General features: G+C 68.0%; 11 protein-coding genes. 8 read left to right on the forward strand and 3 right to left on the reverse strand.

What is annotated here, in order from left to right:
• The first annotated feature begins 62 nt into the window (after positions 1-62).
• From CDN38_RS15155 to egtE, 7 genes are all read left to right on the forward strand, one after another.
• Positions 63-1,520 carry a catalase gene (locus CDN38_RS15155; RefSeq protein WP_075511856.1) on the forward strand — a complete coding sequence of 486 codons (1,458 nt, stop codon included), beginning with the start codon at positions 63-65 and terminating at the stop codon, positions 1,518-1,520.
• Between the two features lie 4 nt (positions 1,521-1,524).
• Complete coding sequence (locus CDN38_RS15160; RefSeq protein ID WP_075511855.1) at positions 1,525-2,181, forward strand: sensor domain-containing protein; 657 nt, start codon at positions 1,525-1,527, stop codon at positions 2,179-2,181.
• Positions 2,182-2,314: 133 nt separating this feature from the next.
• On the forward strand, positions 2,315-3,604 hold the full coding sequence (gene egtA, locus CDN38_RS15165; RefSeq protein ID WP_075511854.1) for an ergothioneine biosynthesis glutamate--cysteine ligase EgtA: 1,290 nt from the start codon (positions 2,315-2,317) through the stop codon (positions 3,602-3,604).
• Positions 3,601-4,911: an ergothioneine biosynthesis protein EgtB gene (gene egtB / locus CDN38_RS15170; protein WP_075511853.1), complete on the forward strand. Its 1,311-nt coding sequence runs from the start codon at positions 3,601-3,603 to the stop codon at positions 4,909-4,911. Before egtA ends, egtB begins: the two co-directional genes overlap by 4 nt.
• Positions 4,911-5,609, forward strand: a complete 699-nt coding sequence (gene egtC, locus CDN38_RS15175) for an ergothioneine biosynthesis protein EgtC (RefSeq protein ID WP_075511852.1) — start codon at positions 4,911-4,913, stop codon at positions 5,607-5,609. Before egtB ends, egtC begins: the two co-directional genes overlap by 1 nt.
• Positions 5,609-6,574, forward strand: coding sequence for an L-histidine N(alpha)-methyltransferase (gene egtD, locus CDN38_RS15180; RefSeq protein ID WP_075511851.1), 966 nt, complete (start codon positions 5,609-5,611; stop codon positions 6,572-6,574). The genes egtC and egtD overlap by 1 nt, the downstream gene beginning before the upstream one ends.
• Positions 6,571-7,707 (forward strand): ergothioneine biosynthesis PLP-dependent enzyme EgtE, encoded by a 1,137-nt coding sequence (egtE, locus tag CDN38_RS15185; protein WP_075511850.1) that lies wholly within the window; start codon positions 6,571-6,573, stop codon positions 7,705-7,707. The genes egtD and egtE overlap by 4 nt, the downstream gene beginning before the upstream one ends.
• Positions 7,708-7,718: 11 nt before the next feature.
• Here egtE and CDN38_RS15190 read toward each other — a convergent pair whose 3' ends face one another.
• Together CDN38_RS15190 and CDN38_RS15195 are read right to left on the reverse strand one after the other, a co-directional pair.
• Positions 7,719-8,408 (reverse strand): class I SAM-dependent methyltransferase, encoded by a 690-nt coding sequence (locus tag CDN38_RS15190; RefSeq protein WP_075511849.1) that lies wholly within the window; start codon positions 8,406-8,408, stop codon positions 7,719-7,721.
• A gap of 10 nt (positions 8,409-8,418) precedes the next feature.
• Positions 8,419-9,903, reverse strand: a complete 1,485-nt coding sequence (locus CDN38_RS15195) for a glutamate-cysteine ligase family protein (RefSeq protein ID WP_075511848.1) — start codon at positions 9,901-9,903, stop codon at positions 8,419-8,421.
• Positions 9,904-10,007: 104 nt separating this feature from the next.
• On the opposite strand from CDN38_RS15195, the gene glpK reads away from it, so the two are divergent.
• Complete coding sequence (gene glpK, locus CDN38_RS15200) at positions 10,008-11,555, forward strand: glycerol kinase GlpK (protein WP_161951660.1); 1,548 nt, start codon at positions 10,008-10,010, stop codon at positions 11,553-11,555.
• 275 nt (positions 11,556-11,830) lie between these two features.
• On the opposite strand, the gene CDN38_RS15205 is transcribed toward glpK, so the two are convergent.
• Complete coding sequence (locus CDN38_RS15205) at positions 11,831-12,541, reverse strand: PadR family transcriptional regulator (RefSeq protein ID WP_075511847.1); 711 nt, start codon at positions 12,539-12,541, stop codon at positions 11,831-11,833.
• Positions 12,542-12,592 lie beyond the last annotated feature (51 nt).

Consider the following 12,592-nt stretch of genomic DNA (forward strand, 5'->3'; position numbering starts at 1 on the left):
CGTATTACCATGCAGCCCAATAAGTTTCGTTGAACCAGCCCAGTCGACGAGGAGGCACCGATATGACGGAGCGTTACACCACCACCGACGCGGGCAGTCCCGCTCCCAGCGACGACCAGTCGCTGACCGTCGGCCCCGACGGCCCCATCCTGCTGCAGGACCACTATCTGATCGAGCAGATGGCGATGTTCAACCGGGAACGCATCCCGGAACGTCAGCCGCACGCCAAAGGCGGCGGCGCGTTCGGTCACTTCCAAGTGACCAACGATGTCAGCGGGTACACCAGGGCCGCGGTGTTCCAGCCCGGCGCCAAAACCGAGACACTGATCCGGTTTTCGACCGTTGCCGGCGAGCGCGGCAGCCCGGACACCTGGCGGGACCCGCGTGGTTTCGCCGTGAAGTTTTACACGTCGGAGGGCAACTTCGACATGGTCGGCAACAACACCCCGATCTTCTTCATTCGCGATCCACTGAAGTTCCAGCACTTCATCCGCTCCCAAAAGCGCCGGGCGGCAAACAACCTGCGGGACCACAACATGCAGTGGGACTTCTGGACCCTCTCACCCGAGTCGGCACATCAGGTGACCTGGCTGATGGGGGATCGCGGTATCCCGAAGACCTGGCGGCACATGAACGGCTACGGCAGCCACACCTACAGCTGGATCAACGCCGCAGGCGAAATCTTTTGGGTGAAGTACCATTTCATCACCGACCAGGGGATCGACTTCCTGACGCAGCAGGACGCCGACCGGCTGGCCGGTGAGGACGCCGACTACCATCAGCGGGATCTCTACGACGCGATCGAGCGTGGCGAATTCCCCAGCTGGACGCTCAAGATGCAGATCATGCCGTTCGACGAGGCCAAGACCTATCGGTTCAACCCCTTCGACCTGACCAAGGTGTGGCCGCACGGGGATTACCCGTTGATCGATGTCGGCAAGCTGACGTTGGACCGCAACGTCACCGACTACCACACCGAGATGGAACAGGCCGCATTCGAGCCCAACAATATCGTGCCCGGTACCGGATTGAGCCCGGACAAGATGCTGCTGGCGCGCGGGTTCTCCTACTCCGATGCACACCGGGCCCGATTGGGCACCAATTACAAGCAGATACCGGTCAATTCGCCGAAGGTGGAGGTCAACAGCTACTCCAAGGACGGCGCGATGCGGATCCACAACGTCACCGATCCGGTGTATGCGCCCAACTCCTACGACGGCCCCCAGGCCGATCCGACACGCGCCGCCGAAGTTCGCTGGATGGCCGACGGCCAAATGGTGCGTGTCGCATACACTTTGCGTGCCGAGGATGACGACTGGGTACAGGCCGGCACTCTGGTCCGCGACGTGCTCGATGACGCGGCCCGGGAACGCTTGGCCCACAACATCATTGGACATGCCTCCAAAGGTGTGCAGGAGCCGGTGCTGTCACGGGTGTTCGATTACTGGCGCAACGTGGACCCCGATCTAGGCAAGAAGGTGGAGGAGGGCGTGCGGGCGCGGCTGCATGGCAAGGCCTGATTCGATGCGAGTCGCGGCGCTGAGCCTGGCCCTCGCGGGCTGGGCAGCGGGCTGGGCGGCAGCCCCCGCTGCTCCGGTTGCGGCGGCTCAGCCGTCAGAGCCGGGGGTGGTGAACTACGCCGTCCTAGGCAGGGGATCGGTCGGCAATATCGTCGGCGCGCCGATGGGCTGGGAGTCGGTGTTCACCGAGCCGTTCCAGGCTTATGCGGTCGATCTCCCGGTGTGCAACAACTGGGCCGACATCGGGCTACCCGAGGTGTACAACGACCCCGACCTTGCGTCTTTCAACGGGGCGATCACCCAGACCTCTGCCACTGACCAGACCCACTACGTCAAGCAGGCAGTCGGGGTGTTCGCCACCAACGACGCCTCAGACCGGGCGTTTCACCGGGTCGTGGACCGAACCGTGGGTTGCGCGGGGCAGACCACCGCGATGCATCTGGACAACGGGACCACGCAGGTGTGGTCGTTCGACGGCGGCCCCCCGGGCCCACACGACGCGGCGTGGACCAAACAGGAAGCCGGCACCGACCGGCGGTGCTTCAATCAAACCAGGCTGCGTGAAAATGTGTTGCTGCAGGCCAAGGTCTGCCAGTCGGGCAACGGCGGTCCGGCGGTCAACGTCCTGGCCGGGGCAATGCAGAACCTGCTGGGCCAGTAACCACGTGCAAATGTGGGTACCCGTCTAATCCGTGCCTCGAAAAGCGGGCGGGAATATCTCGGGGCGCTCTGGAAGATGAGATGGTGGCGGCTATCGTTCTCGATAGCTGCGCAGGCCCCGGAGGAATCGTGATATGACGTTTGCCCCCAGCACTGCCGCGGCAGCGCAGCTGGACAGCGCCTGTGACAGCGATAGCGAGATCGCCTCGTTGGAAGCCGCGGGGGAGTACATCGCCGACGGCTGCCTCGTCGACGGCCCGCTCGGGCGGGTCGGGCTGGAGCTGGAAGCGCATTGCTATGACCGCGCGGATCCGTTTCGCCGGCCCGGCTGGGACGAGATCAGCGACGTTCTGGACTGGGTGAGCCCGCTGCCCGGCGGCAGCGCGGTCAGCGTCGAACCCGGCGGCGCGGTGGAACTGTCCGGTCCGCCGTGCGACGGGGTGCTGGCGGCCATCGACGCGATGAACCGCGACCAGGCGGTGCTGCGCCCGGCCTTCGCCGACGCCGGTCTGGGCCTGGTGTTCCTCGGTGCCGACCCGCTGCGGCCGACCAAGCGGATCAACCCGGGCCCGCGCTATCGGGCCATGGAACAGTTCTTCACCGCCAGTGACTCCGGGGCGGCCGGCGCGGCGATGATGACGGCGACCGCCTCCATCCAGGTCAACGTCGACGCCGGGCCGCAGGCCGACTGGGCGGCGCGGGTGCGGCTGGCGCACGCCCTGGGGCCGACGATGATCGCGATCGCCGCCAATTCCCCGATGCTCGGTGGCGAGTTCTCCGGTTGGCGGTCCACCCGGCAGCGGGTGTGGGGCCAGATGGATGCGGCGCGGTGCGGGCCGATCCTGGGCGCCAGCGGGGACGACCCCGCCACCGACTGGGCGCGTTACGCCCTGAAGGCGCCGGTGATGCTGGTGCACAACCCCGACGCCGTGGCGGTGACCCACTACGTCCCCTTCGCCGATTGGGCCGACGGCACGGTGCTGCTGGGTGACCGCCGCCCCACCACCGCCGACCTGGACTATCACCTGACCACGCTGTTCCCGCCGGTGCGGCCCCGGCAATGGCTCGAGATCCGCTACCTGGACAGCGTGCCCGACACCTTCTGGCCCGCCCTGGCGTTCACGGTGGTGACCCTGCTCGACGACCCGGGCGCGGCCGAGCTGGCCGCCGAGGCCGTCGAACCGGTCGCCACCGCCTGGGAAACCGCAGCCCGCGTCGGCCTGGAAGACCGGCGACTCTACGCGGCGGCCAACCGGTGCATGGCCGTCGCCGCCGAGCGGGCGCCGACGCAGCTCGCCGACGCCATGCAGGTGTTGATCGCCAACGTCGAGCGGGGCCGCTGCTGCGGTGACGACTTCGCCGACCGGGTCGTCGACTGCGGCCTCGCGCCGACGGTAGCGCGGCTGGCTCGAGGGGAAGCGTGACCACACCGGAAAGGCTGGCCCGCGATCTGGAGCGGGCCCGGACGCTGACGTTGCGCCTGGTCGACTTCGACGACGCGGAGCTGTGCCGGCAATACGACCCGCTGATGAGCCCGCTGGTGTGGGATCTGGCGCACATCGGTCAGCAGGAGGAGCTGTGGCTGCTGCGCGGCGGCAACCCGGACCGTCCCGGCAGGTTGCCGCCGCAGGTCGAGGGCCTCTACGACGCATTCCAGCACTCCCGCGCCAGCCGGGTCGAGCTGCCGTTGCTGTCCCCGGACCAGGCGCGAACCTTCTGCCGCAGCGTCCGCGCCGCGGCCCTGGACGCGCTGGACGCCCTGCCCGACGCCGTGGAGCACGGCCGGCCCGACGAAGCCGGCTTTGCCTTCGGCATGGTGGCCAGCCACGAATACCAGCACACCGAGACCATGCTGCAGGCGTTGAATCTGCGCCCCGGCGCGCCGCTGCTGCGGGAGACGTCCGTGCTGCCCGCCGGCCGGCCGGGTGTGGCCGGGACGTCGGTGCTGGTGCCCGGCGGGCCGTTCGTGCTGGGCGTGGACGCCGAGACCGAGCCGTATTCGCTGGACAACGAACGCCCGGCCCATGTCGTCGACGTGCCGGCCTTCCGGATCGGCCGGGTTCCGGTCACCAACGGCGAATGGCGACAGTTCGTCGACGACGGCGGCTACACCCAATCGCGGTGGTGGTCCGGCCGCGGCTGGCAGCACCGCCTGAGCGCCGGCCTGACCTCCCCGCAGTTCTGGAGCTCCGACGGGCGAACCCGCACCCGGTTCGGCTACCTCGAAGACCTTCCCGCCGACGAGCCGGTGCAGCATGTCACCTATTTCGAAGCGCAGGCCTACGCGGCCTGGGCCGGCGCCCGGCTGCCCACCGAGGTGGAGTGGGAGAAGGCGTGCGCATGGGACCCCGCGACCGAATCGCGGCGCCGCTACCCGTGGGGAGCCCAGGAGCCGACGGCCCGGCACGCCAACCTCGGTGCCGCGGCGCTGCGCCCGGCGCCGGTGGGCGCTTACCCGGCCGGCGCCTCGGCGTATGGCGCCGAGCAGATGCTGGGCGATGTGTGGGAGTGGACCAGCTCGCCGTTGCGACCGTGGCCCGGATTCGTCCCGATGATCTACGACCGGTACTCCCAACCGTTCTTCGACGGCGACTACCGGGTGCTGCGCGGCGGATCCTGGGCCGTCGAGCCGGCCATCCTGCGGCCCAGCTTCCGCAACTGGGATCACCCGTACCGCCGGCAGATCTTCTCCGGCGTCCGGCTGGCCTGGGACGTCGAGGATCCGGCCTGATGTGCCGTCATCTGGGTTGGCTGGGCACCGAGGTCACCCTGTCCGCGCTGGTGCTGGAGCCGCCGCGGAGCCTGCTGGTGCAGTCCTATGCGCCGCGCCGGCAAAAGCATGGGCTGATGAACGCCGACGGTTGGGGCGTCGGCTTTTTCGACGCCGGGGTGCCGCGGCGGTGGCGCAGCGCGTCGCCGTTGTGGGGCGACACGTCGTTCGAGTCGGTCGCGCCGGCGCTGCGCAGCAGCTGCGTGGTGGCCGCGGTCCGTTCGGCGACCGTCGGGATGCCGATCGAGATCAGCGCCACCGCACCGTTTACCGACGGAGAGTGGCTGCTGTCGCACAACGGCGTCGTCGACCGCAGTGTGCTGCCGCCGATCTCGGCGGCCGAATCCGTCTGTGACAGTGCGATATTGGCGGCCCTCATCTTCCAGCGTGGCCTGGACGCATTGGCCGACACCCTCGCCGAGATTGGCGCCGCCGACCCGCTCGCCAGGCTGAACATATTGGCCGCCAACGGATCTCGGCTGCTGGCTACCTCCTGGAACGAGACGCTGTCCATGCTGCGCCGCCCCGACGGAGTGGTGCTGGCCAGCGAACCCTACGACGACGACGCCGAGTGGGCCGACGTGCCGGACCGTCACCTGGTGGAGGTCACCGCGGACGGGGTCACGTTGACCGCCTTGGACGCCACGAAAGGACCTTGATGACGCTGTCGCTGTCCAACCACCTGTCCGAGGACTCGGCCTACCTCGCCTTGTGCCGCGACGTGTTCGACGGTCTGCAGATGACACCGAAGTCCTTGCCGCCCAAGTGGTTCTATGATTCGGTGGGCAGCGATCTGTTCGACCAGATCACCCGGTTGCCGGAGTACTACCCGACTCGCGCCGAGGCCGGTATCCTGCGAGCCCACTCCGCCGACATCGCCGCCGCCAGCGAGGCCGACACCCTGGTCGAACTCGGCAGCGGCACTTCGGAAAAAACCCGGATGTTGTTGAACGCGTTGCGCGATCGCGGTTCGCTGCGCAGGTTCGTGCCGTTCGACGTGGACGCCGGTGTCCTGTCGGCAGCCGCCAACGCTATCAAGAGCGAGTACCAGGGCATCGAAATATTCGCTGTGTGTGGTGATTTCGAGGAACACCTGGCCGAGATTCCCGACGGCGGCCGACGGTTGTTCGTGTTCCTCGGCTCGACGATCGGCAACCTGACACCCGGCCCGCGGGCGGAATTCCTGGCGACCCTGGCCGGCGTGATGCGGCCTGGCGACAGCCTGCTTTTGGGCACCGACCTGGTCAAAGACACCAAGCGGCTGATCCGGGCCTACGACGACGCGGCCGGCGTGACCGCCCGGTTCAACCGCAACGTGCTGGCGGTGATCAACCGCGAACTGGACGGCGATTTCGACCTCGACGCCTACCGGCACGTCGCCCGCTGGAACACCGCCGAGGAGCGGATCGAGATGTGGCTTAGGGCCGATCGCCGGCAACGGGTGCGGGTGGGCGCACTCGAGCTGACCGTCGACTTCGCCCCTGGCGAGGAGATGCTGACCGAGGTGTCGTGCAAGTTCCGGCCGGACGGCGTCGCGGCCGAGCTGGTTGCGGCGGGGCTGCGTGGCACCCGGTGGTGGACCGACGACGCCGGTGATTTCGGCTTGTCGCTGGCCGTGAAGTGAGCACCCTGGCCAAGCGCTGGCGGGCGGCTCGCCCGCCGGTCGCGGGTCTGCACCTGGACAGCGCCGCCTGCTCGCGGCAAAGTTTTGCGGTCTTGAACGCCACCGCCCGGCATGCGCTGCACGAGGCCGAGGTCGGCGGGTATGTCGCCGCCGATGCCGCCACGGCCGTGCTCGACGCGGGGCGGGCCGCCGTGGCGACGCTGTGCGGCATGCCGGACGCGGAGGTGGTGTTCACCACCGGCTCGCTGCACGCGCTGGATCTGTTGCTGGGCAGCTGGCCCGCACCAGGCGGGACGCTGGCCTGCCTGCCCGGAGAATATGGCCCCAACCTGGCCCTGATGGCCGCCCACGGGTTTGACGTGCGGTTCCTGCCGACCCTCGACGACGGCCGGCTGGCGCTGGACGATGCGGCGTTCGACCTGGAGGAGGATCCGCCGGAGCTGGTGCATCTGACCCCGGCGGGCAGCCATCGCGGCACCGTGCAGCCGCTGGCGATGATGGTCAGGCTGTGCCGCGAGCTGGGGCTGCCCGTGGTCGTCGACGCCGCTCAGGCGCTGGGCCAGGTGGACTGCGCGGTGGGCGCCGACGTCGCCTATTCGTCGTCACGCAAATGGCTCGCCGGGCCGCGGGGCGTCGGTGTGCTGGCCGTGCGCTCGGAATTGATGGAACGGCTGACTCCGCGGCTGCCGCTTCCGGAGTGGGCTCCGGCGCTGTCGGTGGCGCAGCGCCTGCAGCTTGGAGAGGCCAATTTCGCTGCGCGCGTGGGCTTTTCGGTGGCGGTCGGCGAACACCTGAGCTATGGGCCGGAATTGATCAGGGCGCGCCTGGCCGAGCTCGGCGGCATCGCACGGACCCTGCTGGCAGGCGTGGACGGCTGGGTGGTGGTCGAACCGGTCGACGAACCCAGCGCCATCACCACGCTGGCCGCGGTCGACGGCCCCGATCCGGTGGCAGTGCGAGCCTGGCTGCTCGCGGAGCGCGGAATCGTGACGACCTGCGCCGACGTGTGGCGAGCGCCGCAGGAACTGACGGCGCCGGTGCTGCGGATCTCACCGCATGTGGACACCACCGCCGGCGACCTGGAGGCCTTTGCCGAGGCGCTGATCGCCGCCACCGCGGCAACTTCGGTGTAAAGCGTGCCGGATCAGCCGGCCTTGTGCGCGCTCAGTAGATAGGCCGGCAGCATCATCCGGTCCTTCTCGTCGCGTGGGTGCGGCGGCATTTCAAACGGCGCTCCGGGAACCTGCGGCAGATTGGCATGGATGAACGCGGGCCGGATCTCGTCGATCTCCCAGTACTTGCTCACCGCGTCCCGCAACTCGTCCTCGTCGACCTCGTGGGGTCTGGCTTCGAATTCGGCCGGGAAGGCCCCCTTGGCGAACACCAGTACGTAGTAGCCGGCGCCCGGCGCCGCCGCACGATGCACCGAGCGCAGATAGCCGTCGCGACTCTCCACCGGCAGCGAATGAAACAGCGTGGAATCCAGCACCGTCGCGAAACGGCCCTCGGAGCCGGCCGGATAGCCGGCGAAGTCGGTGATGTCGGCCTGCACGAAGCTGGCCGTGCTCAACCCGCGCTCTTGGGCGGCCTTGGTGGCTGCCGCGACGGCCGTGGGCGTGATGTCGATGCCCACCACGGTGTAGCCCTGCGCTGCCAGCGCCAGCGACAATTCGGCGAACCCGCATCCGGCGTCGAGCACATCGCTGCGGACCTTCCCGGCCGCGATCAACGCCGCCAATTCCGGCTGCGGCTCACCGATATTCCACGGCGGCGGGCCCTCGAACACGCCCTGCTCCCGGTATGCGCCATCCCAGTCCATTACCTCAGAAGTCATGGCTCCCAACCTACTCACCCCAGGTGTGGACCGGCTCGTTGGCGTGCATGTGCTTGCAGTAGCGGCGCAGCATCTGCGCCAATGCCGCGCGCCGGTCTAGCCCGTCCTCCTGCAGAGCCCGCACCGTGGCGACCTGCCAGGTGGCGCCGTTGCGGCCGATGCTGGCCCGGCCTTCGATGACCCCCAGGAACCGGTCGCGCACCTCGGCGTCGACACCCCAGCGGCGCAGTCCCTCGTGAGCCATCGGCAGCAATGTGGTCAACACCAACTCCCGCGTCGTCACCTCACCCAGGCCCGGCCAATGCATCCGGGCATCGATGCCGTGCCGGGCGGCCGCGAAGAAATTCGCTTGTGCCGCAGCGAAACTCATCTGAGTCCAGGGCGGCCGCTCGGCTTCGGCCAGGCTGCGCAGCACGCCGTAATAGAACGCCGAATTGGCCAGCATGTCCAGGACGGTCGGTCCGGCCGGCAACACCCGGTTCTCCAGCCGCAGGTGCGGCCGTCCGTCGCCGGCCACCTCCGAGATGTCGTACACCGGCCGGTTCCACCGGTACACCGTGCCGTTGTGCAAGCGTAATTCGGCCAGCTGCGGAACCCGTCCGGCCGCGAGCTCGGCGACCGGATCCTCGTCGGACACCTCCGGCAGCAGCGACGGGAAGTAGCGGATGTTCTCCTTGAACAGGTCAAGGATGGAGCCGATCCACTGCTCGCCGAACCACACCCGTGGCCGCACGCCCTGGGTCTTCAGTTCCTCCGGCCGGGTGTCGGTGGATTGGGCGAACAGTTCGATGCGGGTTTCCGACCAGAGCTGGTGGCCGAAGAAATAGGGGGAGTTGGCGCCCAGCGCCAGCTGTGGGCCGGCCAGCACTTGGGCCGCGTTCCAGTGGGCAGCGAAGTCGGCAGGAGCCAGCTGCAGATGCAATTGCATACTGGTGCAAGCTGATTCGGGGGCAATGGAGGCGGCCTGCCAGCTCAACGGCTCCGGACCGGAGATGTTGATCGGGATGTCCTCGCCGCGGGCGTCGAAGATCGATTCGTTCAGCGCGACGTAGCGGGTGGATTCGCTCATCCAGCCCTCGGTCAGATGTTCGGGCATCAGCGTGGGCAGGATGCCGATCATCACGATGTGGGCGCCGTCGGAACCGGCCTTTCGCTCGGCGTCGTTGAGGCTGGCCCGCACGTCCCGTTCCAGGTCCAGGCCGGTACGCCCGGACAGCAGTCGCGGCGGCACATTGAATTCGATGTTGTAGGCGCCCAATTCGGTCTGGTAGGCCGGATCGCCGATCGCGTCCAGTACGGACCGATTCGTCATGGCGGGCTGGTAGTCGCCGTCGACAAGGTTGCATTCGATTTCCATCCCGGTGAGCGGCAGGTCGGAATCGAAGCTGCACTGGGAAAGCATCGTCTCGAAGACGTCCAGACAGACTTGCACCTTGCGCCGGTATTCCCGCCGGTGTGTGCGGTCATACGTGGTGCGCTTGACCTCTTCGCCCACAACGCCGATGCAACCGGTTTACCGCCCGCCGCGCAAGTGCGACCCGGGTAGGCGTCGATGCTTACCCACCATGGCCCATCATGGACGATTAACCCCAGTGTTCGATGTCACGTTTAGGAGTGCAGTTGGCCGAGTTCTCGGAGTTCGTTGCCGCCATCGATCAGGGCACCACCAGCACCCGCTGCATGATCTTCGATCACCGGGGCGCCGAGGTGGCCCGTCACCAGCTCGAGCATGAGCAGATCCTGCCCCGCGCCGGGTGGGTCGAGCACAATCCGGTGGAGATCTGGGAGCGCACCGCCTCGGTGCTTATGTCGGTGCTCAACGCGGCGGATCTGTCGTCCAAAGATATTGCGGCACTGGGGATTACCAATCAACGAGAGACGACGCTGGTGTGGAACAAGCACACCGGCCGGCCTTATTACAACGCGATCGTCTGGCAGGACACCCGCACCGACCGCATCGCGGCGGCGCTGGAGCGCGACGGCCGCGGTGAGGTGATCCGCCGCAAGGCGGGGTTGCCGCCGGCGACCTACTTCTCGGGTGGGAAGTTGCAGTGGATCCTGGATAACGTCCACGGGGTGCGGGACGCCGCCGAACGCGGCGACGCGTTGTTCGGCACCCCGGACACCTGGGTGTTGTGGAATCTGACCGGCGGGCCGCGCGGCGGGGTGCACGTCACCGACGTGACCAACGCCAGCCGGACCATGCTGATGAACTTGGAGACGCTGGACTGGGACGACGAACTGCTGTCGTTCTTCAACATCCCGCGCGCGATGCTGCCGGCCATCGAGCCGTCGTCACCCCTGCAGCCGTACGGCGTCACGCTGGACACCGGGCCGGTGGGCGGTGAGGTGCCGATCACCGGCGTACTTGGCGACCAGCACGCGGCCATGGTCGGTCAGGTGTGTCTGGACGTGGGAGAGGCCAAAAACACCTACGGCACCGGCAATTTCCTGCTGCTCAACACCGGCGAGACGATCGTACGATCGCAGAACGGCCTGCTGACCACGGTGTGCTACCAGTTCGGCGACGCCAAACCCGTTTACGCGCTCGAGGGTTCGATCGCGGTCACCGGTTCGGCGGTGCAGTGGCTGCGCGACCAGCTCGGCATCATCAGCGGTGCCGCACAAAGCGAGTTGCTGGCTCGTCAGGTTCCCGATAACGGCGGGGTGTATTTCGTGCCGGCCTTCTCCGGATTGTTCGCTCCCTATTGGCGATCCGATGCCCGCGGCGCGATCGTGGGGCTGTCGCGATTCAACACCAATGCGCATCTGGCCCGCGCGACGCTGGAGGCCATCTGCTACCAGAGCCGTGACGTGGTCGACGCCATGGAAGCCGATTCCGGTGTGCGACTTGAGGTTTTGAAGGTCGACGGCGGTATCACCAGCAACGACTTGTGCATGCAGATCCAGGCCGACGTGCTCGGCGTGGACGTGGTGCGGCCGGTCGTCGCCGAAACTACCGCGCTGGGCGCGGCCTATGCCGCGGGTTTGGCGGTGGGGTTCTGGGCGGACCCGTCGGACCTGCGGGCCAATTGGCAGGAGGACAAGCGTTGGACGCCGCAGTGGACCGACGAGCAGCGCGCCGCCGGCTACGCGGGCTGGCGCAAGGCGGTGCAGCGGACCCTGGATTGGGTGGACGTGTCGTGAGTCTGTCCGGTGGTGGTGGTCGTTGTGGTGTGTCCGGCGATTCGGCGTGAGCTTTCGGCCGGACTTCGCACCCTTCTCGCGCCACCCCAGTCACTCCAGCACCACGGCGCTGGTCATATGTGGTCTCCGATAGCGCTAGCGCATGTGCTATCGGATTTGGAACAGCACCATGGCGGACCGGGCGACACGGCGGCTCAACGGGTGGGGACCACGTCGGTAGGACGGAAACCAGCTTCGGCGATGGCGCCGACGCCGACTCGCCGCGCGCCAGGTGGTCAGTCCTCGCCGAGAATGCCGTAGATCTCGCGACGCGCGTTGTTGAGGATGTCGACGATGCGTTGCTGCTGCTCGGCGCCGGCGGCATGCGCTGCTTGCATGACCGCGCCGATCAGCTGGCCCATGGCCCGGCGCAATTCGAGGTGTCCGGGCGCGACGCCGTCGGCGATCTCCTCCCAAGGCGGGGTGTCGATCTTCTCGGCGACCGCCCGGCCCTCGTCGGTCAGCTCGAAGAGCTTCTTGCTGCCGTCGGACGCGCCGGCGGTGATCAGGCCCTCGTCGTCGAGTAGCTGCAAGGTCGGGTACACCGAGCCGGGGCTGGGACGCCACAGGTCATTGCTGCGCTCGGCGATCTGCTGGATCATCTCGTAGCCGTGCATCGGCCGCTCGCTCAGCAGCACCAGGATGGCGGCCCGGATGTCGCCGCGGCGGCCACGGCCGCGTCCGCCGCGGCGCCAACCGCCGCGCGGGCCGCCGGGGCCGAAGCCGAAACCGAACCCGGGGCCGAAACCGGGGCCGAACCCCAGCGGTCCGTCGTGGTCACCGGCGTGGTCGCGCAGGTTTGCGAAGAATTCACGTCGGGCCTGACGCCTGGCGCTGTGTAGCGCGCGCCGTTGTGCGGGCGGCAGGCCCAGGGCGGGGCCGGGGCCGAAGCCGAACCCCGGCCGAGCGCCGAATGGCCCGCCGGGCGCGGTGAAGAGGTTGTCCATGTTCTGTTCCTTACGTGTCTCAGAATACTGGCGCTGAAAGCTGCGCCGATG

This window comes from Mycobacterium ostraviense (assembly GCF_002705925.1).
Lineage (GTDB): Bacteria > Actinomycetota > Actinomycetes > Mycobacteriales > Mycobacteriaceae > Mycobacterium > Mycobacterium ostraviense.